Genomic DNA, 21,641 nt, shown 5'->3' with positions numbered 1-21,641 from the left:
AGAGATAAGCCATTAATACACGACTCAACCCAAAAGGATCATAACAATGAAACCTGTTATTGCACCAGTCAAAAATGTCTCAGCCACCCAGATAGCCTTTAGCACCTTATTCCAGCGCGCCCTCGGCGTACCGGGAATGGCGCTTATTCATGGACCATCAGGGTTTGGCAAAACCACCACAACCACCTACCTCTACAACCAAGTCAACGGCATCTACGTCAGTGCCCGCGCCCACGACACCACCTCAAGCATCACCAGCCGCATCGTCGAAGAACTAGGCGCACAGCCCAAATACCGGATCAGCAAGAATGTCGACTATATCATCGAGCAGATGAGCATGTACGAACGCCCGCTTTTCATCGATGAAGCCGATTACCTCATGAACGACACCCGGATGCTCGACACCATTCGCGATCTCTACGACGGCACCGAAACCCCCGTCATCCTTATCGGCATGGATCAAATTGCCCGCCGAATCAGCGCCCACAAACAGTTCTACAACCGCATCTCAGAATGGGTCGAATTCAAACCCGCCGACTTGGAAGACGTACAGATAATGGCGGATTACCTCTTGGAAGACAGCATCAAAGTCGAACCGGAACTGCTAGACCACCTTCGCCAAAGCACCAATGGCGAAATGCGGCGGATCACCATCGGTCTCACCAAAATCGAAGCCCTGGCCTTCGCCAATGAGCTCGACCTCATCACCCTCGACGACTGGGGCGACCAACCCTTCCATGGCCTCCGTAGCCTTGCCTGATAGGAAAGCAGAATGACTAACCGACAGTTGGCATGGATGTTTATTTGTCAGCTTCACCACCGAACCACCTTTACAGCACCAAAATTGGCGGCGGCGACAGGCATGAATATCAAAGCCGCCAAGCGATATATACGGCAGTTCGAGAGTAGCAAGCGGATTGAAGCAACCGGTGACATGGAAATGTACAGCCACATGAAATATCGAGTGATCAGCAAACGCCCCATCCCCGGATGGGGGGCATGGCAGAGCCGCAAACCCAATGTCAGGCAACGGATATGGAACAGCATGAGACTGCTAAAAACCTTCGGCCAGTACGAACTACAGGTCACCGCGCAGTCAGGGGAGAGAACAACCCGGCAATACCTCCGAGCATTGGAAAAAGCTCGGCTCATCCGCCGCATACCAACGGCAGATGGCGATGTTTTCCGCCTCAACAGCGATCTCGGACCGCGTCATCCAGAAATTAGGGGCTCAAGCATACGCTGCCAAAACAGCGGAGCCATCTATCCCTATATCAAGGAGCAGCGCCCATGAATTGGTTGGAGGCCTTAACGGCAGAATTAAGCAAAGACGGAGTAACCCAAAACAAACTGGCCCGAGATCTCGGCATCAGCAGCTCCATGCTCAGTCAAGTGATACGCGGCATCTATCCTGGCAGCACCGAAACCCTACAAGCGCGCGTAGAAGGGCGGCTCATGGACTACACCGTGCAATGCCCCGTAAAAGGATGCATCCGCCGAGACGAATGTGTCGACCATCAAAACAAACCCTTTTCATCGGCCAACCGAGAGCGGGTCAAAATGCACAGAGCCTGCCGCTCGGGATGCCCGTACTCAAAGCTAGAGCCCACCGTCAATGCACAACGCATTGACGTGCGAGTCAGCGCGACCGATGAAGCCTACAACCTCGACAGCCAGCTCGCCTTCATCAGGCGCAGCGCCCAAGGGGATACCCTGAAGCTGAATGGATTACTGGAAAAGGAATTATCGCGCCTAGCCAGCCGGTACAACCAGTTGCTGTGGAGCAGTAAATACGCAAGGAGAAGCAAATCATGAACAAGCCAACGGGCAACCTAATCACCAGAAACACCCAACTCAACAAAGCCGTCCGTCGTCTTACCCGCAGCGGCTTTCAGGTACGCGCCACACGGCTCGGCAACCTGCGACCCGTCATCGAAATCGAACGGCCAGATGCGCTGTGCAGCGGCTACACCATCACCACCAAGCAGGGAAGGCAAGTCAACACCTTAAACGTTGCCTCGCTGGAAGGTTGCCTTGTCACCTGGAGGGCATAGCCATGACAACGGCAGAGAAAATCCTCATAGCACTTCGGGAAAGACCTCTGACACGCCCAGAGCTCTCCATCCATATCGTTGAACTCAGCGGCCGGGCACTGCTTTACCAACTCGAAAAGCTACGGATCAATGGCTTTGTCGCCAAAGAAGGCAGCAAGCGAAGCCCGCGATTTCGGCTACTGAAAGAAGAGGGCTTATTACAGCCTTGCCACTGCTGCCGGATCCGCAGGCCATGCTGGCAGGTCAACGGAGACCTGTGCCAATACTGCATCAACGCCAGAGGCATCGGAGCCGTCAAACCCAAGCCCGCCAAACAGCCACCACAAGCGCTGGGGCGAAAGCTATCAATGTTCGCCAAAGACGACGCCTGCTCAAAGCGTTACCAACCGCTATTGCGCAGCCAGAAAATCGGATACTGAACCCAAGCAGTAATAAGGAAATTACATGAACACCCAACCAACAGCCGCGCCCGAAGGCTACATGCTAGACAGCAAAAAGCGCCTAGTACCCGTAGCCACCGTCGACGACTACGACATCGAAATCAACGACTTTGTCATCAAGCATATTGCCGAGGCGCGCCGCATTCAGGACATCCTCAAAACCTTCAAGCGCGACGTCTATGAAGACTGCTACGCCTTCCTCGAATTGCTGGCCGAAAAGTACGAAACCAAGAAAAAACGCGGCGGCGCAAAAGGCGGCTTTTCATTCTCGTCTTATGATGGTCAGCTGCAAATCAAAATCACCGTGCAAGATCGCATCACCTTCGGCCCCGAACTGCAAGTGGCCAAAGAACTTATCGACGAATGTGTCCACGACTGGAGCTCCGATGCCAACGACTACCTCAAAGTACTGATCAACGACGCCTTTGAAGTCGACCGCGAAGGCAACCTCAACACCGGCCGTATTTTGTCCCTGCGCAAGCACAAAGACAAAATCCGCGATCAGCGCTGGGTCAACGCCATGGAAGCCATCGCCGATGCCGTCATGGTCACCGGCTCGAAAACCTACCTCAACTTTCGCCAGCGTAACAGCGAAGGCAAGCTCAACAACATCCCGCTCGATCTCGCCGCATTATAAGGAGGCACCATGGCACACACTCATCAGCTCAACATCCCGTTTGTTAGCCCGCACTCCCGGCTCGCAGTACTGAACGAACTGGAAAAGGCCCTCCAGCTCGAAGATCTCAAAGCCGACGTCGCAGGCAAAACCTATGCCGATGGCGTCTACGATGCCTTGCTCTGGGTCATGGGCAAAGTCCCAGCCCCAAGCGAGTAGAGCACCCCATACCGCCCCTACACCGGGCGGTATTTTTTTTGCCAAATCACCGTAACCACTTATCTGTCCCATACCATCTACCCAAGGAATCATAAGGAAATGAACCACCGTAACCGCCTCATCCAGCTCATCCACATCGCCAAGCGTGACCTGTGTTTAGACGACGACACTTATCGCGCCTTACTGTTCGCCAACGGCGAGCATTCCAGTTGCAGCAAAATGAACATCAAACAGCTAGAAATGGTTTTGGCCGTCATGGAAATGCAGGGCTTTCGTCGCAGCAAGAACCCGGCAGGCAAAGAGGCTAAAACACCGTTTAAACGCCGTTTAAGCCCCAAATCAGGCAAGGCCAAACACGCCCAAATAGATAAAATAAGAGCAATTTGGATCACCATGGCTCAGCAAGGCATCGTCCGAGACAGCTCCGAAGCGGCACTGGATAAATACGTAAGTAGGATGACCGGAAGAGCGGGGCAAAAAGGCGTCGAGCATGTGGGTTGGCTGGATGCCAGTCAGGCTTACATCATACTGGAATCACTCAAGAACTGGCACAAGCGCGAGCTGGCCGACCGAATGAAGGCAGTCGGTCATTGTATTCCACTCAATCGCAATGGTACGGGGTTAGCTGGATATCAGGCGGTGGTGGATGAGTATGAGGTGGATAGGTAACTAGATAAATTAGCTATATTTCTGATTTTTTTATATTTGTTATGAGTGTCAATGTATATGTTTGCCCCCACTATATAATGTTTATTTTTGAAATCTTAAGTTAGAGAATTCATGAGATATTTCAGGTTAACTATTTGTTCCACATTGGTGGCTATGTCTTTGGTTGGTTGTCAAACAACTCAGCAAGCAACGTTCAATATAGAGAAAACAAATCAAGATAACGCTAGTGAATCATTTGTATATGCTCCGAATGATAAAGAAGAGTTTGTTTTTCATGAGAGAGCAGAGTCTTTGCGTAAGTATGGATATGATAGCTTTTGTGCAGATACATCTACTTTTGCGTGTTATAACCGCCTTCCTTACGATAAATACTTGGGAATGAAAGGATATTTTGATACTGAGAAGCCGGTAAAAACACACTATGCAGGATATGAATTTTATCCTGTAATACTAGAAAATGGTGAGAAATATTATTTTGTATCTAGTACAAAGCTTGGCGGAAAGTATGGAACTACGTCACCAATTATTTCATTAAAGCAGTATCATGAGCTTAAATCGTTCCAATCTGAGCCTTTAGTTCCGTCATCACCGATACATGTTATTTCCTCAAAATTAGCTTATGGCCACAAGTCATTTTCCCTTAGTAATGGCGATGTGATTGGTGAAAAACAATTAAATCTAATTCGAGAATTAAGTGCAAGGTTTGATAATAACCCTACAATTGCAGAATTGCTCATTGATAAAAGAATAAATAAAGATGAAATGGAGAATCAGTATTTCATTTCCCCTTCTATAGATCTTCTTAAGAGTGATGCTCAATTATACATAGGTGTAAACGACAAGAAAGAATGGTTGCGATTTAAAGTGAAATACTATGATAGTAGTTGGCTGTTTGTTAATTCGTTTAAGGTGGCAGCAGATGATTATCGTTGGCAATCACCGGTCATGAAGTTTGAGAGAGACCACTCATCTGGAGATGTATGGGAATGGACTGATGTAGCTGCAACTAAGAGTTATATAAATCTGGCTAAAAAAATAGCTAATTCATCTAAAGTAACAATCAGGTTCTATGGAACACAATATTATAGTGATAAATTATTAGGTGAAAAACAGAAGCAAGGGATAAAAGATATTCTCAAGTTACATGATTTAATGAATAACAATAAGCGTTAACGATAGTAAAATCCGCTATATTCCCGTACAGTTTTCAAATTTACTTCAAAACCGCCTCCCGGCGGTTTTTGTTTTCTCCCTAGCGGAAATCCTGCATTGACCTATCAACCCCCGCCTTGTTCAATAATCGGATTGGCCAAATGCAGGAGGTGGGGCATGGAACAGCAGCAGGAGATCTTCAAAACCGAAGCGGCAGAGCTAGAGCAGCTGATTAACAACGTATCTGAAATTGCCGATGATAACGTGCGCCAACGCTGGCCATCGACGCTGCAATCATTGAGCGAAGTGCTAAACAGTGAACTCAAACGCGCCAACATAGAATCACCTCACCTAGCCGATAAACTCACCATCGCTCTTGGCCATTACTTCGGTGGCCGTGACATCTATATTCCCACTGGCACCAAATTAAAATCAGCCCTGCGTAACATCGCCATCTGGCGCGAATACAACGGTCGCAATATCGAGCAGCTGGCAAATCACCACAAACTGACTGAGCGGCAAATTACCGAAATAATCCGCGAACAGCGACAGGCTGAAGTGAAGCGCAGGCAGCGGGAATTATTTTAGTTAACGTTGTCAGAATGAATTGTGATTCCAGAGTAAGTGATTTCTGCCCCAAATCGTCTCAGTCCCAACGAACTGATTGTCTAGCGAGTATTGCAATCGACCCAATGAATATAATCAGTATGTTAGGTATTTATACGGAAGTTTCCCCGTAGTTCTACCCGAAATTCTCTGTCGATTCACACAACAGGTTGATATCAGTTGAGTTTCATAATAAATGACAGCAACATAGGCGGAATGCAAATACGCAGCAAATTCCGGTTATAAAGCGTTAGCTTACAAAATCGACAATGGAGAAAATGGTATGCTAAGAAAATTATTCTTCACGCTATTACTTATTCCTTCAATTTCTTATGCAAATAGTAATTCAGCTGAAGCGGAGGTAGCTGACTGGATTGCGTTAATAGACACGAAACAGTATGAAATGAGCTGGGAAGATTCCGCAGAATATTTTCAAGCACAGGTGTCTAAAACTGATTGGGTAGCAACGGTAAGTGCTGTTCGAAAATCTGCAGGTGAACTTAAGTCAAGAACGCTGATTGCAAGTCAGTTCGCCGATGATCTACCCAATGCACCCAAAGGAGAGTACGTGATCTTTCAGTATCAATCTGTTTTTTCGAAAGCTGATGAAGTGATTGAAACAATCACTTTGATCAAAAGCGGCAATGAGTGGCGTGCGATAGGATATTTCGTCAAGTAGTCACCCAGTAAGTTTACAAATAAGAGTTAAACGTAGCAAAGCCAGTACTGAATCCGAGTGTTGAATAAACGATACTTCAATGTCAGAAAAGTATGCGAACCATTCCTAATGGTGACTTCACCGTGATGGTTTCCTCAAGATTATTCAAGATACTTTTTCAGGATCTACCTCCATATCACCAACCGCCCCACACCCCATACCATCCCTGTAATCAAACAATTTACAGGGATGGAGCATGGACATTCTCACCCTCAAGCGCCGCCATTTCGAACACGGCACCTTTTCCACCTTACATACCCAAAACGGCACGCAGATCTGCTGCATCGCCGAGCGGCCTTGGCTGAACAATCAGTCCAATATCTCGTGCGTGCCGCCGGGCACTTACAAACTTCTCCCACACCAAAGCCCTAAGTTTGGTGCTTGCTACGCCCTTGAAGCGCCAACCCTTGGCGTCACCCGTTATGGGCCGAGCGTTCGCACCCATTGCCTTATCCATAAAGCCAACCGCCCAAGCGAACTGCAAGGCTGCTTGGCCCCCGGCACCCATTTTGGGGTCAGCAAAGGGGAGTGGGCGGTGCTGAACTCACGTCAGGCATTCGATGAACTCATGGCACAGCTAGCAGGCAAAACCTGGCAGCTTGATATCGTCACCGCATAGGGAGCACGCATGGATCCTATCACTATCATCGGCTTGGCCTCGTCACTGCTAAAGGCAGGCCCAACCCTTATCAAAACCGTCGGCGGCCTGTTCGGAGAGAAAAGCAGCCAAACCGCCGTCAAGGTCGCCGATACCGTCGCGCAAATCAGCGGGGCGCTCTCCTCAGAACAATCCAAACAGATGCAGATGGAGCAATGGGTCAAAACGCTCTCGCCGCAGGAAGTTCAGCAGCTGGAGAAAATCCACGTCGAGCTGGCCCATATCGAGGCCGAGCGCGAAGCCCGCAGGCTGGCCCATGACGAAACCCTGTTTGAATCCGGCCAGCAGACCATCCGCCAAGGCGATCACGCCCAGAATCGGTTCGTCGCCATAACGCGCCCGCTGCTCGCATTGATGAGCGCCAGCTCGGCCAGTTATTACGTCATTACCACCCCCAAGCCGGATATGGTCATCGCCGGGTTCTTGCTCAGCCTCGCGGCCGCCTACATGGGGGCGCGTTACAAAGAAAAGCAGCTGGGTATCGCATCATGACTGACGTGATAGATCGCGCTGCCGTCGAAACCGATGCCTATATTGCCGATTGCATTCGCAGGCAACGCAAGCCGCTGGAAATTCCGGATCAAGATAACGACGGGCGCTATTGCCTCGGCTGCGGGGTAGCGATAGATCCGCGTCGGCTGGCAAAAGCCCCACAAGCGGTGCGTTGCGTGCCGTGCGAGAGCCGCAAAGAACAAGGCAGAGGGAGGGGCAGAGGCAATGGGCGAAATGGGTGAGTTAATCCGCAATTACTGGCCGTTGGTGGCCGGAATCAGCACATTGGTGGGCATCGGCACCTTCGCCTGGCTCTCCAACCGCTTTGTCACCAAAACCGAACACCGCCGGTTGGAGCAGCGCATGGCCGACGCCGAAAAGGCGATTGCCTCCGTGCCCTCTACCGACGAGTGGCACGAAATGGATAAGCGGCTGGAGAAAGTCGCCACCCAGAACGAGGCCATCATGTATTCCCTAAAGGGGATCGAGAATCGTCTCGCCATGTTGTACGAGAACGAATTGAGGCAGGAGAAACAGTAATGACGCTCTCACAGATAATTGTCGAGCATCAGCGGTTGGTGGTCTTGCGCCTGCTCTCCGAGGTGCCCGGCTATGACTTGAACGAATCGATTATCCAAGACGGTCTGGATCGCTACGGGCTGGATATCAGCCGCGATGCACTGCGAGCCCAAATGGAGTGGCTGGCCGAACTGGGCTTGGTCACGTTGGAAAAGCTCGGCTCCACCTATATCGCCACCCTTACCGGGCGCGGGGAAGATATCGCCTGTGGCCGGGCCTCGGTATCGGGGATCAAGAAACCGCGGCCGGGGGAATAACCATGACCGACAAGGCAGATAAACAAGGCAAACCAACCCGTGGCCGCCGCAGCAAAATCGACCTGCTGCCAGACGATGTCAAAAGCCTCCTCGATGGCCTGCTGCGTGACGGCAAGAACTCCCAGCAGGAAGTGCTCGATGCCGTGCACGATTATATCGAACAGCAAGGGCTGCCCGAAGACATCAAACCCTCGCGCAGTGGCCTCAACCGGTATGCCACCCGCATGGAAGCCATCGGCCGGGATTTGCGTGATGTCCGCGAAGTCTCTCAGGCCCTGGTCGGTCAGCTCGGCGACAAGCCCACCGGCGAAGTCTCCCGCCTGATTTTGGAAATCGGCCGCACCCAGCTGTTCAAGGCCATGATGCATGCCAACGAGCAGGAGGGTGAGGTCGATATCGGCATGATCAAAGATGCCATGCTCGCCGCCCAGCGGTTGGAGAGTGCCGCCATGCAAAGCCACAAGCGCGAAAAGGAAATCCGCAAGGCGTTTGCCGAAGAGGCGGCCGCGACCGCAGAGAAGATCGCCAAGAAAGCCGGACTGACCGCCGAAACCGTCTCCAACATCAAAAAAGAAATCTTAGGGATAGCCTGATGAGCCAAGTTGAACGCCCCGAACTGAGCCATGTTACCCCCGCGGTGATTCAGACCTTTGATCCCGATGAGCTGCTGCTCGGTTACCAGAAACGCTGGATTGAAGATGATTCAGTGCTCAAAATCGCCGAGAAATCCCGCCGAACCGGGCTGACCTTTGCCGAAGCGGCAGATTCAGCACTCAGCGCTGGAGCCGCAAAAGGCGAGGGTGGCAGCAACGTGTTCTATGTCGGCTCCAACAAAGAGATGGCACGAGAATTCATTGATGCCGTCGCCATGTGGGCCAAGGCGTTTAATAAGATCGCTAGCGAAGTACAAGAAGAAGTGCTGGCCGATGAAGACAAAGACATCCTCACCTTCGTGGTCTACTTCGATTCCGGCTTCAAGGTACAGGCGCTCAGCTCCAACCCGTCTAACCTGCGGGGGATGCAGGGCACCGTCATCATTGACGAGGCCGCATTTCATGACCGTCTGGCCGAAGTGCTCAAAGCCGCGCTGGCGCTCACCATGTGGGGTGCGAAGGTGCGTTTAATCAGCACCCACAACGGCGTCAACAACCTGTTTAACAGCCTGATTAACGACAGCCGGGCAGGCAAGAAACGCTACAGCGTCCACACCATCACCTTGGATGATGCCTGTGCCGAAGGGTTGTATCAGCGGATCTGCCAAGTGCAGAAAATCCAATGGTCACAGGAAAAAGAAGACGAGTGGAAAGCCAACCTGCTCAACGACACCGCCACCGAAGACGACGCACTGGAAGAGTATTACTGTGTGCCCAAGGCATCCAGCGGCCAGTATATCCCGTTGGTGCTGATTGATTCGGCGATGACCCGCACCACCACCGCAGAGCCAGGCAAAGACACCGCCCCCATCTTGACCATCGAAGCCCCCAAAGGGTTCATGGAATGGAGTGACGGCCAGCGCAAACTATACGTCGATGACTGGTGTAAACAGGTGTTAAAGCCAGAATTAAACAAGCTCGATGTCAGCCACTCCCATGCCTTTGGTGAAGACTTTGCCCGCAAAGGCGACTTGTCGATATTCGTCCCGTTGGCGATCCGCAAGAACCTCAGCAAATATGTCCCGTTCGTGGTCGAGCTGCGCAACATGACCTATGACGCCCAGCGGCAAATCCTCCATTACCTGCTTGACGCCTTACCCAGAAAACGCGGTATGGCCTTTGATGCCACCGGCAACGGAGGCTACTTGGCAGAATCCGCCGCCCTGAAATACGGCACCGACATGGTGGATCAGGTCTCGCTCAACGACCCGTGGTATCGCGAGTGGATGCCCAAGCTCAAAGCCGAATTTGAAGATCTGAACCTAGCACTGCCACGCCATGAAGATGTGAAGGACGACCTCTGCCATATCCAGGTCATCAACGGCATCCCGAAAATCGACAAGGGCAAGAGCAAAGGCCAAGACGGCAAGCAGCGCCACGGTGACTTTGCCGTCGGCCTTGCAATGGCCGTGCGCGCCAGCTGGATGGACGGGGCCGCCATTGAATTCACCCCGCTACCGGATAAAAACGCACAGCGCGACGACGATGATCTCGACGACATAGGCTGTGCATTGAATTCCGGCTGCTATTAAAAAGCCAATCTTCAAGGAATAAGACTATGGCAACATCCCCCATTGTCGATTTATGGGGCCGCCCCATTGAAACGGCCGATCTCGACGAACAACAAACCGAATCAGATTCTCGCCTCACCTCCCTTAAACGCCACTTTGCCGACCACCCCTCATCAGGGCTAACCCCAATGAAACTGGCGGGCATCATGAAGCGAGCTGAAGAAGGGGATCTCATCGCCCAGAGCGAGCTGGCCGAAGACATGGAAGAGAAAGATGCCCATATCCAGTCAGAACTGGCCAAGCGCAAAATGGCCCTGCTCAATATCGACTGGAACATCCGCCCGCCTCGCAATGCCACCGCCGATGAGCAGCGCGATGCCGACATGCTGCAAGAGCTGCTCGAAGACGCCACTTGGCTCGAAGATGCCTTTTTCGATATGGCCGACGCGACCCTCAAGAGCTTTTCCAACCTCGAACTGCGTTGGGATAGGGTCGAGGGCATGCAATTAGTGACCGGCTACGATCACCGTGACCCGGCGTGGTTTCAAACTCACCCCGATAACCGCAACCAGCTGCGGTTGCGCGATGGCAGCCACCAAGGGGCCGAGCTGAACCCCTTCGGCTGGATAGCCCACACCGCCAAAGCCAAGTCCGGCTACCTGACTCGGCGGGGATTAGTGCGGGTGTTAGCCTGGCCGTTCCTGTTCAAAAACTACAGCGTGCGTGACTTGGCCGAGTTTCTGGAGATCTACGGCTTGCCTATCCGCCTCGGCAAATACCCCGAAGGAGCGACCGAGCGCGAAAAAGCCACCTTGCTGCGGGCGGTCATGTCTATCGGCCATAACGCGGGCGGCATTATCCCCAAAGGCATGGACATTGACTTTAACAACGCTGCCGATGGTGCGAGCGATCCCTTCATGGCCATGGTCAGCTGGTGTGAGAAATCCCAGTCCAAAGCCATTCTCGGTGGCACTCTAACCAGCCAAGCTGATGGCAAAACCAGCACCAATGCGCTGGGTAATGTCCATAACGAAGTCCGCGAAGAAATCCGCGATTTTGACCTGAAACGAATCGCCGCCACTTTAACCCGTGATCTCGTGTTTCCGCTCTATGCCCTCAACGGCAAAAGCTACCGCACCCGCCACCGCATTCCACGCTTTGAGTTCGACCTCACCGAAGCGGAAGACATCCAAATGTTATCGACTACCTTACCGGGACTGGTGCAACTGGGGATGCGTATACCGCTTGCGTGGGCGCATGATAAAACCCAAATCCCCCAAGCCAAAGATGGCGAAGACATTCTTCAGCCCCAATCCGCCTCATTAACCCAAGGAGCCCAAAATGACTAAGCCATCATTGCTTGCTGAACTCACCACAATCAACCGCCAACTCAAAGACGTCGCAGATAAAATCAGCAACCTGCAACCACTCTACGATCAAATCGGAGAGTATCTGCTTACCGTGCATCATAACCGCTGGCGGCTTCAACAATCCCCGCAGGGGCTCCCGTGGCAACCCTTGGCCTCGAATTACAAGCAGCGCAAACCCGTTAACCAGCAATGGATACTGGTGCTTAACGATCACCTTCGCCAAAGCCTCACATACTGGTACGACGAACAAGGCCTCGCCTTTGGCACAGCGCTCGAATACGGCGCAATCCATCACTACGGCGGGCAACAAGACATGCCCCCACACCTTGCCGCCATTCCTGCCCGCCCTTGGTTGGGTGTATCTCAAGATGACATCAGCGAGATATACGATATTCTCGGTGATTTCCTGATGGATAAGTAAACGCCCTGTAATCGACGCTAAGCGGTTAGAGCCTGACGAGGTACAACGGCTTAGGTGAAAACGAGTTAAACGCCGTAGAAGGGATTTAAACGGGGTGTGAGGTTGTGTGTGGCACTGGAAGATGCAGAGTAGGGAGGTTGACAAGGTTTTGCCCCAAAGCTTCTTTGGTCCAATGAACTGACCATTTAGCGAGTGCTACAATGGATCAAATTAATCTAATCCGTACTTTGAGCTATTATACGGAAAATCCACCCAGCCCTGTAATTCTCTCTCGATTCACTCCATACATTTTTTGTGTAGTTTCCACAAAATCAAGTAGTTCAGCTTAATAAGGAGATGCTGAAGGTATATGATGAAGGCAAACCATTAAAAAAAACAAACTAAATGCAATTTGTAAAGAACGGACCTAACGTCCCTGATAAATTGATCCAAGCACATGAGGAAGGAAGAGTCGTTTTCTTTTGCGGTGCTGGCATCTCATTTCCGGCAGGCTTGCCCGGCTTTGGTAAATTGGTAAATTCATTGTATAGCGAGATGGGTGTAATTCCTGATGACGTACAAAAGCAAGCACTTAAGAATGGTCAGTTCGACACAGCTGTTTCATTACTAGAGTCGATTAAGCAGACTCCAGAGTGGAGGCGAGATGTTAGAGAGAAACTCTCAGAGCTGCTAAAGCCAGATTTCTCTAGTCCTAAGTCGACACAGACGCACAGATCTTTACTCAGGTTATCAACAACGAACGATAAAAAAATGAGGTTGATAACGACTAACTTCGATACTGTTTTTCAAAAAGCTGCAGAAGAAGAAAGAATTGAGATTAAGGAATTTTCTGCCCCACTGTTGCCCGTCCCTAAGAAGCGCTGGGATGGTTTAGTGTATTTGCATGGCTTGTTGCCAAGGGATAAAAATGGTCTAGATCATTTGGTCATTTCGAGTGGAGATTTTGGGTTAGCTTATTTGACGGAACGTTGGGCTGCGAGATTTGTTAGTGAGCTATTCAGAACTTATACAGTTTGCTTTATTGGTTATAGTTTAAATGATCCAGTATTGAGATACATGATGGATGCTCTAGCAGCAGATAAACAACTTGGCGAGTCTCCACCTGAAATGTATGCATTTGGGAACTACAAAGCTAGTGAATACGATAAGGAAGAAAAGAGCTGGCGAGCAAAAAATGTAACTCCAATATTGTATAAGAATCACAGTCGTCATTATTACTTGCATGAAACGCTATCAAAGTGGGCTGAAACATACAGAGATGGTTTGAGTGGCAAGGAGCAGATAGTTGTTACAACTGCCTATACAAACCCAATGCAATCAGACGTGCAAAACGATTATGCCAAGAGACTAGCGTGGGCCTTGAGTGATCCATCAGGAATTCCTGCAAAGACATTTTCTAAGCTCAGTCCACCCGCTCCTATTTCATGGCTAAAAGTATTGGAGAGAGCGAATCTTAATGCAGAGGACTTATCGAGATACGGTGTAATTGACAAATCTTTGGATGAAAAGGGAAGTTACAACATCTTCAATAGACCCGCCAAAAGCTCACTTACTCCAAATATGACTATTGCAAAAAGTGGGTACCATGAAACATCTTGGGATGAAGTAATGGAAAATCTAGCCAAATGGTTGCTACAACATATCAATAATCCCGAACTAATCTTATTTGTTTCTAGGCAGGGCGGAAGATTGGATCAGAAAATGAAATGGCTGATATCATCGGAAATTAGACAACAAGATGAGAAAAGAAAAGAAAAGAACGAGATACCGAATACTTCAGAATGCTGAGCTTACAGAGTCCTGACCGCATTGTTTCTAGTAGAATGAAATCTTTATGGTCTATTGTGCTTGCAGGCTACACAGAGCACTCAGATATTGCAACTGATTTTTATAACTGGGTAGAAGATTACAAACTTCTCGGTGTTACTGTTGGACTAAAGAAAAGCTTGCGTCGAGTTTTAGGCCCTTTTGTGAACTTTAAAGAACCTTTTAACTTCCATAAATCAGATGCAGAATCAGGTATTAAAGGTCGTATTGATTGGGATGTTGATGTTGCATCTTCTTTTGCTCACTCTGCAATGGAAAGCTTAAACAATGACGAGTGTTGGCATAACCATTCCTATGAGCTGATACATGAATTTGTGGGACTTTTAGTTGAGTTAATGGAAGTTAAATCAACCTTAGGTGATATTAACCCTAAAGCAGACTATTCATATATCTCTAGGCCATCGATCAAAGCACACCCACAGAACAATGACTACAATAGTTGGACAGTATTAGTTGACTTAGTCAGAGACTCTTGGCTGTCATTAATAAACCAAGATGAGAATTTTGCAATCAGTTTAGCAGAACAGTTTTGGAATCAACCTTATCCAATATTTAAGAGAATAGCACTATTTTGTGCAAGTGAATCAAGTGCAATCCCCGTTGATACAGTTGTTTCTTGGTTAAAGCAAGATGATGCATATTGGCTATGGAATGTGTCCACTCACAGAGAAGTCCTGCAGTTGCTTCGTACTCTGCACCGAACTGCTAACAACGAACAGTACGAAGAAATACTTCAGATAACAATTAATGGTCCTAAACGAGAGTGGTATAGAGAAGAGTTATCAGAAGAAGAGTTCGAGGGATTATGTAGGCGTTCAATATGGTTGAGGCTCAAGAAGTTGCAGCAAGATGGCGGTACTCTGAATGAAGAAGCGACTCAAACGTTAGCTAATATTGAGAGTATTAATCAAAAATGGAAGCTTTCAAATGATGACCGTGATGAATTTCCATTTTGGACAGGACGTGGTGATGAGTCCAAGTCTGTTGTTAGTGCGCCAAAGGAAAAGCTAGGTTTAATTGAATGGCTTAAAGAGGAGCCAGTCGATCATTACTGGACTGAAGATGATTGGAGTACACTTTGTCGTGATGATTTTGAACTAACGTCGTCAGCTTTAAAAGAAACTGTTGCTTCCGGTATGTGGTTGACCGAAAGATGGCGTGAAGGAATTCAAGTTTGGAGTGAAGCTGAAGATCTAGATCTAGAGAAACAGATAGGGTTGTTTAAGTTTGTTCTGCAATTTCCAGATGAAAAATTAGTTGAGATCGCTTGGTCATTATCTCGATGGCTTAAAAAAATTCAACCAAGAGATACATTTACTGACAATGACTTCTTATATTTTTACGATAGATTACTGAATCTTCCGTACGAAATAGACAACGATTCAGTAACGATTAATACGGCTATAAATCACCCTGTGGGAATGTTGATAGAGTCCCTATTCAGTTGGTGGTATACAAAGAAACCGTGCGATGATGGAGGTTTGGATGAAGAATTTCAAAGTAGGCTGGAAGTCGTTTGTGACTTAGCTATTGATGAGTTTAGTCTAGGCCGAGTAATTGTTTGCTCTAATATGCTGTCCATCTATAGAGTGGACCAAGCATGGGCTAGAGAACATATTATTTCTTGGTTGTCATGGGATGATATAAATACATCTTCCATGGCTTGGCAATCCTTACTCTGGTCTCCAAGGCTGCATAAAGGCTTTATTTATGAAATCAGAGACTACTTAATAAACACGGCAAAATACTATTATTATCTTGGTGAGCTAAAAAGTCAATATGTTACTTTTATGACTCATTTATCCCTACAGGGGGACTCAGAGTTTAAAGTCGGAGAGTTGGCAAAAGTCTTTATTACTATTCCTAACGAATCACTATATCATGTAGCTTCGGCCCTGAAGGATATCTTGTCTAGTTCAGGAGAAAAAGTTAATGAGTTTTGGCAGAATAGGGCTAAACCGTTTTTAACAAAAGTTTGGCCGAAGCAGGTTAAGGTTGATGATCATACTGTGACTCAACTTGCCTTGATATGTATAGCCGCAAAAGAAAACTTCAATGAAGCATATAAAATAATAAGACATCACCTTAAGCGACAAAGTGATGCAGAGTATATAACAAGAACATTAGAGCATAGTGGTTTGATTGAAATTTACCCTAAACTCGCATTAGATTTTTTAGATAGCGTTATTGGTGAGCCAAAATATCACCCACCAACTAAGCTAGTTAATTGCCTAAACAAAATTGCTCATGAAGAGCCGGAGGTTATAAATACCCCTGAGTTTTTAAGGTTAAAAACTATCATAAACAAGTTTTAAAAAGTTAAAGCCCTAGCACTCGGGGCTTTAACTGTTTGACTAAAGAGCCCTATCAAGTTGGTGTCTATTTACTTAGTCTACGCAACTAATACTGGACATTCAGCGAGGAGACTTTTCCCCATACTAAAACTAATTCATCAATTGCTAAATTAGCAAAGTAAGTAACACCTTTCTGTCCATTTCCATGTTAGCCGCCACTGACTAAAATCGACGTTTAATCCCGAATCTCTTCCTCCCCACCTAACCCCTTCATAGCGCCACACTGGCGCTATGAAAACATCAAATCTCACTCATATCGCCCAGGCAGTCCTATCTGCCAACCTAACCGGTAACGTCGCGGTTCTGGTCGCCGACCTCAACCACCACGATAACGGCTGGGTCCAGCTGCTACCTGCTGGCAAGTTCAAGGCCCGTGACGGTCGCCCGCACGATACCGAAGACGGCCACTGGCATCTCGATGCCACTATCGCCGTGCAGATGATTGCCGCCACCAAGGCCGCCGCCCCTAAAGTGCTTATCGACTACGAGCACCAAACCCTGCATGCGGCCGAGAATGGTAAACCCGCGCCCGCCGCAGGTTGGCTAACGAGTGAGACCGACATTGAATGGCGTGACGGTCTCGGCCTGTACATCAAGCCAGACTGGACAACTAACGCCCAAGCGCATATCGACAACAACGAGTATGCGTTTCTCTCGGCGGTTTTCCCCTATGACAAACAAGGCCGCCCGCTATTGCTGCGCATGGCCGCGATCACCAATGACCCCGGCGTCGTGGGCATGGAATCGCTGGCCGCGCTGTATGCCGAAAAGTCGGCGGACTTCTCCCTTAGATTCAATTCTCACAGTGCCGGTGTCGGTACTGAAATCAACCTATACGGTCAAATGGAGGATCGTGACGTGGATGAACTACTCAAGCAGTTGCTTGCCAAGCTGGGCATTGAACCCAGCGGCGACACCCTGAGCCAAGAACAAGGGCAAGCCGCCCTGACGGCGCTGGATGCACTGCATACCAAAGCCAATGAAAGCGGTGAGCTAAAAAGCCAAGTGGCGGTGCTGACTGCCGAAAAAGACAAGGCGGTCGATCTCACCCAGTATGTCCCGATTGGGGCTTACAACGGGGTGGTGGGTGAGCTGGCGGTACTCAAGGCGGGCTCTGACAGCAACGGTATCGAGTCGGTGATCAAGTCAGCCAAGGACAAAGGCCAGATTGTAGAGGCAGAGGTCGACTACCTCACCCAGTTCGGTCAGCAGCAGGGCGTGGCCGCGTTAACCGCGATGTTGCAAAACCGTCCGGCCATTGCCGCCCTTACGGCGCAACAAACCGCCAGCCAGAAAACCAGCACCACCCTTCAACAACAATTCCAAGACGATGATGGCCTGACCGCCGAAGAGCTGGCCGTTCTCAAGGCCTGCGATCTCGACAAAGCCGCGTTCTTGGCAGCCAAAAAGGACAACCGCGAATGAGTGAAGCAAAACGCAGTGGCAACCGCCGCGATTATCCCGTGAAAGGAGGTCAGTACATCGGCGGCAACGTGGTGGTGATGCTGGCGGCAGGATTGGCGGTGGGCTTAGCCAGTGCCGCGCCGGGGGATAGCTGTGCCGGGGTGTCATCACTGGGCATCGACAATAGCCACGGCGTAGACGGTGAAAGCCGTATCGGGGTCGAGGTCGGTGAGCATAAGTTTCAAAACAGTGGCGATATCGTCAATGCCAGTGTCGGCAGTGATGCGTTCTTTGCTGATGAACACACTGTGTCACTGGATAGCGCCACCAACACGCGGCCCAAAGCCGGGGTCATCACCCAAGTGGATGATGACGGCGTCTGGGTGTGGTTGGGGATCAAATAGGGATGCGCAATCGCGCAGGGAGAAGTAACAGTGGATATTAATCAGAAGAATTTAAGCGCCCTTTATACGGCGATTAAAACCGCGTTTAACACTGGCAGTGGCAGCTATAAAGCGCTGTGGCCGCAGTTCGCCACCATGGTGCCTTCTAGCACATCGGCGGAAGCCTATACCTGGCTGGGGCAGTTCCCCCGCTTGCGGGAATGGGTCGGGGATCGTCAGGTCAAGAAGCTCGCCAGCCATGACTACACGCTCAAGAATAAGAAGTACGAAAGCACCGTGGCCATTCCGGCGGAGGCTATTGATGACGATGCTTACGGTGTGTTCATGCCGCTGTATCAGGAAATGGGCTATGCGGCGGCATCGCACCCCGATGAAATGCTGTTTGCCCTGATGGCGGCAGGCTTCACCACCAAATGCTACGACGGCCAGTATTTCTTCGATACCGATCATCCGGTCATCGACACCGCAACAGGTAAAGATGCCTCGGTCTCTAACATGCAGGCGGGATCGGGAGCCGCTTGGTTCCTGCTTGATACCCGTCGTCCGCTCAAGCCGTTCATTTACCAAAAGCGCAAAGACTACCGCCTCAATGCCAAGACCGATGCAGGCCAGTCGGATCACGTCTTCATGGCGGATGAATATGTCTATGGCGTCGATGGCCGCGGTAACTGGGGCGTGGCGTTCTGGCAGCAGGCGTTTGCCTCCAAGGCTGAACTGACCGATGCCAACTTTGATAGCGCAGTCGCTGCCATGATGGCGTTCAAGTCAGACGAGGGCCGTCCATTGGGGATCATGGCCAGCGTATTGGTCTGCGGCCCAAGCAATCGCAGTGCCGCGAAGAAAGTGCTGGAAGCGGAAAACAAAGCCCAGGGCGAATCCAACACCAACTACAAAGCCGTCGAGTTGGTTGTGGTGCCTTGGTTGCCGTAATCACTGAACGGCGGCTGAGTAGCAAGTTTAGAGAGTCGAGTATCGAGAATTAGCCTCATATAAGCGGAGACATTCATGTTATGGAAAAACGTAATCTCATCACTCAAGCCCTTATTGTTAAAAGCCTGGCACACAATGGCTATCGCCGTGCTGGGTTGGCGTTCAAAGCCGGTGAAAATACGCTGGCGGCTGGCACGATCACCCATGCGCAACTGGCCATGTTGGAAGCCGACCCGCGTCTGGCGCTACTTGGAACAGCACAAGATGACCCAGCGCCGACAGCTCCGGCTAACGATCCGGCAGGGGCTTTGGTTCAAACAGGTGTATCTGGAGGCATAGCCAAGAAAAAGCAGGCCACCGCCAAAGCAAGCACCACCCAAGCAACGACCACCCAAACAACCACAAAGCCGAGTAAGACGTAAAACTCTAGTCCTTGCTCTTAACGACTAGCCCCTAAAACCTAGCCCCTAACGGCTTTAAACAAGGATCGCGTATGTACTGTACTCGTGACGACATGGTTGCCCGCTTTGGCGAAGATGAACTGACCGAGCTGACCGACCGTGACGGTAATGCTGGCGGCATTGTCGACTCCGTGCTGAATCAGGTGATGGACGATGCCAGCGCCACCATTGATGGCTATCTCGGCGGCCGCTATGACCTGCCGTTGCCGGTCGTGCCTCGGGTGCTTACCCGCACTGCCTGCGACTTGTCCCGCTATTACCTCTATGACGACCAGCTGGGTGAGGAACACCAAGCCGCCAAGCGCTATGCCGAGGCCATCGGGTATATGGAAAAGGTCGGGCGCGGGGTGTTGCAGCTGGGGCTAGACCGCAATCACCACCAACCGGTAACCCACAATACCGCAACCATGACCAGTGCGGGGGCGGTGTTCAGCCGTCAGAACGGCAAGGGCTTTATCTAATGGATGATTTTATCTGATGGAAGATGTGGTGGCACTGACGGTGGCCCGCCTCAAGGAAGGCAACCCGCCGTGGAAGGATGTCAGCGAGATTGATGCCCTGAGCCAGTTGGATGTGAAGAAAACCGGCACCACCCGAACCCCTGCGCTGTATGTGTTTCTGGTGGGGGAAACGCCAGCGCCGGATGTACGCGGCTCTGGCGCTTACCTGCAATCGCTCACCGCCACGGTCGGGGTGGTGATTGTAGATACGTCTCGCAACGGCAAGCCGATAGACCTCCAGCCCCTGCGCCAAGCGTTGCGACAACGCCTGTTTGGCTGGTCGGGGGCGGAGGAATTCGAGCCGTATTGGCTCGGCGGCGGTCGCCTGCTGACGATTGAAAGCGGCCGGGCGAGCTGGCTGGATAACTTTGTCACTGAATATACCGAGGATCAAAACGCGTATGGCCCGTAAAAACAGAAAGAAAATTATCGGCTTTGGTCTGGAAACTAGCTACGGCCTTGATGCTTTTACACCGGATGAAAACGGTGTTCCAGCCGCAACCATGCAGCATGTGCTGGGGCGTGAGTTCTCTATCACGCCGTTAGCCGGTGAATCCCAAAGCCTCGAATATGACAACGGGGCGATGGGGCAATCCCCGCAAATCATGACTGAAACCTACGTCACCGTGGAATTTACCGTGGATTTGGCGGCCTCGAACGATCCGGCCAAGGCCGCGCCATGGGGCAACTTGATGAAAGCCTGTCTGCGCACGGTGGAAGAAAACGCCGCCCAGTCAGAGACGTTCTACCGCATTGATGAAGAGGCAACCGGTAGCCTGACGCTCTATTTCTTTCAGTCCGGCAGTTTGCACAAGATAGTCGGGGCGCGGGGCAGTGTGTCGTTCAATGCCACGGCCAAGCAGTTCGGGGGGATCAAGTTTGTGTTTACCGGCCTGTTTGCCCCAGTAGTGACAATGGCCAACCCAGTGCCGGATTTCAGTGCGTGGGTGACGCCGCTCAAAATCGGGGTGCAGAACGCCAGCTTTACCATCGACGGCACGGCTACCAAGTTGATTTCGCTCGAATACGATCAAGCCAACCAAGTGCCGTATCAGGAGTATGTCGGTCACGAGGAGGTGATGATCACCGACTACAAGCCGACCGCCACCATGGTGATAGAAGCGCCGGAGTTGGCGCAGTTGGATGTCTTTGCGTTGGCACAGGCAGGCAGCGAACACGAGTTGGTGTTTAGCAATGGCCCGGTCGGCAATCAGGTGGGCTGGCAGAGTTCGCAGGTGCAGTTCGGCCGCCCGACTTATGGCGAGCAGGAGGGCACCCAAACCTACAGTATTCCGTTGACGGTCATTGCCAACAGCGATCAGTTCTTTACCCGTTAAACAGTGTTT

29 protein-coding genes are annotated in these 21,641 nt (G+C 50.5%); 28 read left to right on the top strand and 1 reads right to left on the bottom strand.

The window, feature by feature from the left end:
* Window positions 1–46 precede the first annotated feature (46 nt).
* From ABT56_RS00480 to ABT56_RS00470, 3 genes are read left to right on the top strand one after another with little or no spacing between them, the layout of a single operon-like run.
* Window positions 47–760, top strand: a complete 714-nt coding sequence (locus ABT56_RS00480; RefSeq protein ID WP_047876883.1) for an AAA family ATPase — start codon at window positions 47–49, stop codon at window positions 758–760.
* A 12-nt stretch (window positions 761–772) separates the two neighbouring features.
* Window positions 773–1,294, top strand: a complete 522-nt coding sequence (locus tag ABT56_RS23165) for a hypothetical protein (protein WP_053062331.1) — start codon at window positions 773–775, stop codon at window positions 1,292–1,294.
* Window positions 1,291–1,815 (top strand): helix-turn-helix domain-containing protein, encoded by a 525-nt coding sequence (locus ABT56_RS00470; protein WP_047876882.1) that lies wholly within the window; start codon window positions 1,291–1,293, stop codon window positions 1,813–1,815. The genes ABT56_RS23165 and ABT56_RS00470 overlap by 4 nt, the downstream gene beginning before the upstream one ends.
* Before the next feature lie 17 nt (window positions 1,816–1,832).
* Here the strand turns inward: ABT56_RS00470 and ABT56_RS23805 are convergent, their stop codons facing one another.
* The gene (locus ABT56_RS23805; RefSeq protein WP_157037749.1) at window positions 1,833–1,997 is read right to left on the bottom strand and encodes a hypothetical protein; all 165 of its coding nucleotides are present in this window, start codon (window positions 1,995–1,997) and stop codon (window positions 1,833–1,835) included.
* A gap of 59 nt (window positions 1,998–2,056) precedes the next feature.
* Here ABT56_RS23805 and ABT56_RS00460 point away from each other — a divergent pair, with 59 nt between their 5' ends.
* The 25 genes from ABT56_RS00460 (at window position 2,057) to ABT56_RS00340 (ending at window position 21,632) form a co-directional block, all read left to right on the top strand.
* The gene (locus tag ABT56_RS00460) at window positions 2,057–2,473 is read left to right on the top strand and encodes a hypothetical protein (protein WP_047876880.1); all 417 of its coding nucleotides are present in this window, start codon (window positions 2,057–2,059) and stop codon (window positions 2,471–2,473) included.
* Window positions 2,474–2,498: 25 nt separating this feature from the next.
* Window positions 2,499–3,131, top strand: coding sequence for a DUF3164 family protein (locus tag ABT56_RS00455; RefSeq protein WP_047876879.1), 633 nt, complete (start codon window positions 2,499–2,501; stop codon window positions 3,129–3,131).
* Window positions 3,132–3,140: 9 nt separating this feature from the next.
* Window positions 3,141–3,329, top strand: coding sequence for a hypothetical protein (locus ABT56_RS00450; RefSeq protein WP_047876878.1), 189 nt, complete (start codon window positions 3,141–3,143; stop codon window positions 3,327–3,329).
* Window positions 3,330–3,428: 99 nt separating this feature from the next.
* Complete coding sequence (locus tag ABT56_RS00445; RefSeq protein ID WP_047876877.1) at window positions 3,429–3,998, top strand: gp16 family protein; 570 nt, start codon at window positions 3,429–3,431, stop codon at window positions 3,996–3,998.
* A gap of 153 nt (window positions 3,999–4,151) precedes the next feature.
* A complete protein-coding gene (locus tag ABT56_RS23160) occupies window positions 4,152–5,171 on the top strand; it encodes a hypothetical protein (RefSeq protein WP_169753864.1) in 1,020 nt (339 codons plus the stop codon).
* 156 nt (window positions 5,172–5,327) lie between these two features.
* Entirely contained in the window at window positions 5,328–5,738 is a 411-nt protein-coding gene (locus tag ABT56_RS00435; RefSeq protein ID WP_047876876.1) for a Mor transcription activator family protein, read from the top strand.
* Window positions 5,739–6,039: 301 nt separating this feature from the next.
* Window positions 6,040–6,435 carry a DUF4019 domain-containing protein gene (locus ABT56_RS00430; protein ID WP_047876875.1) on the top strand — a complete coding sequence of 132 codons (396 nt, stop codon included), beginning with the start codon at window positions 6,040–6,042 and terminating at the stop codon, window positions 6,433–6,435.
* A gap of 235 nt (window positions 6,436–6,670) precedes the next feature.
* Window positions 6,671–7,093, top strand: a complete 423-nt coding sequence (locus ABT56_RS00425) for a DUF5675 family protein (protein ID WP_047876874.1) — start codon at window positions 6,671–6,673, stop codon at window positions 7,091–7,093.
* A gap of 9 nt (window positions 7,094–7,102) precedes the next feature.
* Window positions 7,103–7,624 carry a hypothetical protein gene (locus ABT56_RS00420; RefSeq protein ID WP_053062329.1) on the top strand — a complete coding sequence of 174 codons (522 nt, stop codon included), beginning with the start codon at window positions 7,103–7,105 and terminating at the stop codon, window positions 7,622–7,624.
* On the top strand, window positions 7,621–7,866 hold the full coding sequence (locus tag ABT56_RS00415; protein WP_047876873.1) for a TraR/DksA C4-type zinc finger protein: 246 nt from the start codon (window positions 7,621–7,623) through the stop codon (window positions 7,864–7,866). The genes ABT56_RS00420 and ABT56_RS00415 overlap by 4 nt, the downstream gene beginning before the upstream one ends.
* Window positions 7,850–8,164: a DUF2730 family protein gene (locus ABT56_RS00410; RefSeq protein ID WP_053062328.1), complete on the top strand. Its 315-nt coding sequence runs from the start codon at window positions 7,850–7,852 to the stop codon at window positions 8,162–8,164. Before ABT56_RS00415 ends, ABT56_RS00410 begins: the two co-directional genes overlap by 17 nt.
* Window positions 8,164–8,460: a VpaChn25_0724 family phage protein gene (locus ABT56_RS00405; RefSeq protein WP_047876872.1), complete on the top strand. Its 297-nt coding sequence runs from the start codon at window positions 8,164–8,166 to the stop codon at window positions 8,458–8,460. The genes ABT56_RS00410 and ABT56_RS00405 overlap by 1 nt, the downstream gene beginning before the upstream one ends.
* Window positions 8,461–8,462: 2 nt before the next feature.
* Complete coding sequence (locus tag ABT56_RS00400; RefSeq protein WP_047876871.1) at window positions 8,463–9,053, top strand: DUF3486 family protein; 591 nt, start codon at window positions 8,463–8,465, stop codon at window positions 9,051–9,053.
* Complete coding sequence (locus ABT56_RS00395; RefSeq protein ID WP_047876870.1) at window positions 9,053–10,645, top strand: terminase large subunit domain-containing protein; 1,593 nt, start codon at window positions 9,053–9,055, stop codon at window positions 10,643–10,645. Before ABT56_RS00400 ends, ABT56_RS00395 begins: the two co-directional genes overlap by 1 nt.
* A 26-nt stretch (window positions 10,646–10,671) precedes the next feature.
* Window positions 10,672–11,973 carry a DUF935 domain-containing protein gene (locus tag ABT56_RS00390; protein WP_047876869.1) on the top strand — a complete coding sequence of 434 codons (1,302 nt, stop codon included), beginning with the start codon at window positions 10,672–10,674 and terminating at the stop codon, window positions 11,971–11,973.
* Window positions 11,966–12,415 carry a phage virion morphogenesis protein gene (locus tag ABT56_RS00385; RefSeq protein WP_053062327.1) on the top strand — a complete coding sequence of 150 codons (450 nt, stop codon included), beginning with the start codon at window positions 11,966–11,968 and terminating at the stop codon, window positions 12,413–12,415. The genes ABT56_RS00390 and ABT56_RS00385 overlap by 8 nt, the downstream gene beginning before the upstream one ends.
* A gap of 384 nt (window positions 12,416–12,799) precedes the next feature.
* The gene (locus tag ABT56_RS00380) at window positions 12,800–14,203 is read left to right on the top strand and encodes an SIR2 family protein (RefSeq protein ID WP_047876868.1); all 1,404 of its coding nucleotides are present in this window, start codon (window positions 12,800–12,802) and stop codon (window positions 14,201–14,203) included.
* Window positions 14,197–16,557 carry a hypothetical protein gene (locus ABT56_RS00375; RefSeq protein WP_047876867.1) on the top strand — a complete coding sequence of 787 codons (2,361 nt, stop codon included), beginning with the start codon at window positions 14,197–14,199 and terminating at the stop codon, window positions 16,555–16,557. Before ABT56_RS00380 ends, ABT56_RS00375 begins: the two co-directional genes overlap by 7 nt.
* A gap of 270 nt (window positions 16,558–16,827) precedes the next feature.
* The gene (locus ABT56_RS00370) at window positions 16,828–18,021 is read left to right on the top strand and encodes a phage protease (RefSeq protein ID WP_047876866.1); all 1,194 of its coding nucleotides are present in this window, start codon (window positions 16,828–16,830) and stop codon (window positions 18,019–18,021) included.
* On the top strand, window positions 18,018–18,404 hold the full coding sequence (locus tag ABT56_RS23155) for a hypothetical protein (RefSeq protein WP_053062326.1): 387 nt from the start codon (window positions 18,018–18,020) through the stop codon (window positions 18,402–18,404). The genes ABT56_RS00370 and ABT56_RS23155 overlap by 4 nt, the downstream gene beginning before the upstream one ends.
* Window positions 18,405–18,434: 30 nt before the next feature.
* Window positions 18,435–19,334 (top strand): Mu-like prophage major head subunit gpT family protein, encoded by a 900-nt coding sequence (locus ABT56_RS00360; RefSeq protein WP_047876865.1) that lies wholly within the window; start codon window positions 18,435–18,437, stop codon window positions 19,332–19,334.
* An 80-nt stretch (window positions 19,335–19,414) separates the two neighbouring features.
* Window positions 19,415–19,756, top strand: coding sequence for an HI1506-related protein (locus ABT56_RS00355; protein WP_047876864.1), 342 nt, complete (start codon window positions 19,415–19,417; stop codon window positions 19,754–19,756).
* 71 nt (window positions 19,757–19,827) lie between these two features.
* Window positions 19,828–20,256: a gp436 family protein gene (locus ABT56_RS00350; protein WP_047876863.1), complete on the top strand. Its 429-nt coding sequence runs from the start codon at window positions 19,828–19,830 to the stop codon at window positions 20,254–20,256.
* 16 nt (window positions 20,257–20,272) lie between these two features.
* A complete protein-coding gene (locus ABT56_RS00345; RefSeq protein WP_047876862.1) occupies window positions 20,273–20,707 on the top strand; it encodes a phage tail terminator protein in 435 nt (144 codons plus the stop codon).
* Entirely contained in the window at window positions 20,697–21,632 is a 936-nt protein-coding gene (locus ABT56_RS00340) for a hypothetical protein (RefSeq protein ID WP_047876861.1), read from the top strand. The genes ABT56_RS00345 and ABT56_RS00340 overlap by 11 nt, the downstream gene beginning before the upstream one ends.
* Window positions 21,633–21,641 lie beyond the last annotated feature (9 nt).

The organism is Photobacterium aquae, from assembly GCF_001029445.1.
GTDB classification, from domain to species: Bacteria; Pseudomonadota; Gammaproteobacteria; order Enterobacterales; family Vibrionaceae; genus Photobacterium; species Photobacterium aquae.
This window is presented reverse-complemented; position numbering and strand designations above follow the sequence as displayed.

Bases quoted from the DNA above. Each gene is read 5' to 3' on its own strand.
- ABT56_RS00345 (WP_047876862.1), top strand. From the start codon at position 20,273: ATGGAAGATGTGGTGGCACTGACGGTGGCCCGCCTCAAGGAAGGCAAC.
- ABT56_RS00340 (WP_047876861.1), top strand. From the start codon at position 20,697: ATGGCCCGTAAAAACAGAAAGAAAATTATCGGCTTTGGTCTGGAAACT.
- ABT56_RS00355 (WP_047876864.1), top strand. From the start codon at position 19,415: ATGGAAAAACGTAATCTCATCACTCAAGCCCTTATTGTTAAAAGCCTG.
- ABT56_RS00385 (WP_053062327.1), top strand. From the start codon at position 11,966: ATGACTAAGCCATCATTGCTTGCTGAACTCACCACAATCAACCGCCAA.
- ABT56_RS00350 (WP_047876863.1), top strand. From the start codon at position 19,828: ATGTACTGTACTCGTGACGACATGGTTGCCCGCTTTGGCGAAGATGAA.
- ABT56_RS00395 (WP_047876870.1), top strand. From the start codon at position 9,053: ATGAGCCAAGTTGAACGCCCCGAACTGAGCCATGTTACCCCCGCGGTG.
- ABT56_RS00375 (WP_047876867.1), top strand. From the start codon at position 14,197: ATGCTGAGCTTACAGAGTCCTGACCGCATTGTTTCTAGTAGAATGAAA.
- ABT56_RS23155 (WP_053062326.1), top strand. From the start codon at position 18,018: ATGAGTGAAGCAAAACGCAGTGGCAACCGCCGCGATTATCCCGTGAAA.
- ABT56_RS00455 (WP_047876879.1), top strand. From the start codon at position 2,499: ATGAACACCCAACCAACAGCCGCGCCCGAAGGCTACATGCTAGACAGC.
- ABT56_RS00430 (WP_047876875.1), top strand. From the start codon at position 6,040: ATGCTAAGAAAATTATTCTTCACGCTATTACTTATTCCTTCAATTTCT.
- ABT56_RS00400 (WP_047876871.1), top strand. From the start codon at position 8,463: ATGACCGACAAGGCAGATAAACAAGGCAAACCAACCCGTGGCCGCCGC.
- ABT56_RS00420 (WP_053062329.1), top strand. From the start codon at position 7,103: ATGGATCCTATCACTATCATCGGCTTGGCCTCGTCACTGCTAAAGGCA.
- ABT56_RS00415 (WP_047876873.1), top strand. From the start codon at position 7,621: ATGACTGACGTGATAGATCGCGCTGCCGTCGAAACCGATGCCTATATT.
- ABT56_RS00435 (WP_047876876.1), top strand. From the start codon at position 5,328: ATGGAACAGCAGCAGGAGATCTTCAAAACCGAAGCGGCAGAGCTAGAG.
- ABT56_RS00405 (WP_047876872.1), top strand. From the start codon at position 8,164: ATGACGCTCTCACAGATAATTGTCGAGCATCAGCGGTTGGTGGTCTTG.
- ABT56_RS00470 (WP_047876882.1), top strand. From the start codon at position 1,291: ATGAATTGGTTGGAGGCCTTAACGGCAGAATTAAGCAAAGACGGAGTA.
- ABT56_RS00450 (WP_047876878.1), top strand. From the start codon at position 3,141: ATGGCACACACTCATCAGCTCAACATCCCGTTTGTTAGCCCGCACTCC.
- ABT56_RS00480 (WP_047876883.1), top strand. From the start codon at position 47: ATGAAACCTGTTATTGCACCAGTCAAAAATGTCTCAGCCACCCAGATA.
- ABT56_RS00425 (WP_047876874.1), top strand. From the start codon at position 6,671: ATGGACATTCTCACCCTCAAGCGCCGCCATTTCGAACACGGCACCTTT.
- ABT56_RS00445 (WP_047876877.1), top strand. From the start codon at position 3,429: ATGAACCACCGTAACCGCCTCATCCAGCTCATCCACATCGCCAAGCGT.
- ABT56_RS00380 (WP_047876868.1), top strand. From the start codon at position 12,800: ATGCAATTTGTAAAGAACGGACCTAACGTCCCTGATAAATTGATCCAA.
- ABT56_RS23165 (WP_053062331.1), top strand. From the start codon at position 773: ATGACTAACCGACAGTTGGCATGGATGTTTATTTGTCAGCTTCACCAC.
- ABT56_RS00370 (WP_047876866.1), top strand. From the start codon at position 16,828: ATGAAAACATCAAATCTCACTCATATCGCCCAGGCAGTCCTATCTGCC.
- ABT56_RS00460 (WP_047876880.1), top strand. From the start codon at position 2,057: ATGACAACGGCAGAGAAAATCCTCATAGCACTTCGGGAAAGACCTCTG.
- ABT56_RS00410 (WP_053062328.1), top strand. From the start codon at position 7,850: ATGGGCGAAATGGGTGAGTTAATCCGCAATTACTGGCCGTTGGTGGCC.
- ABT56_RS23160 (WP_169753864.1), top strand. From the start codon at position 4,152: ATGTCTTTGGTTGGTTGTCAAACAACTCAGCAAGCAACGTTCAATATA.
- ABT56_RS00390 (WP_047876869.1), top strand. From the start codon at position 10,672: ATGGCAACATCCCCCATTGTCGATTTATGGGGCCGCCCCATTGAAACG.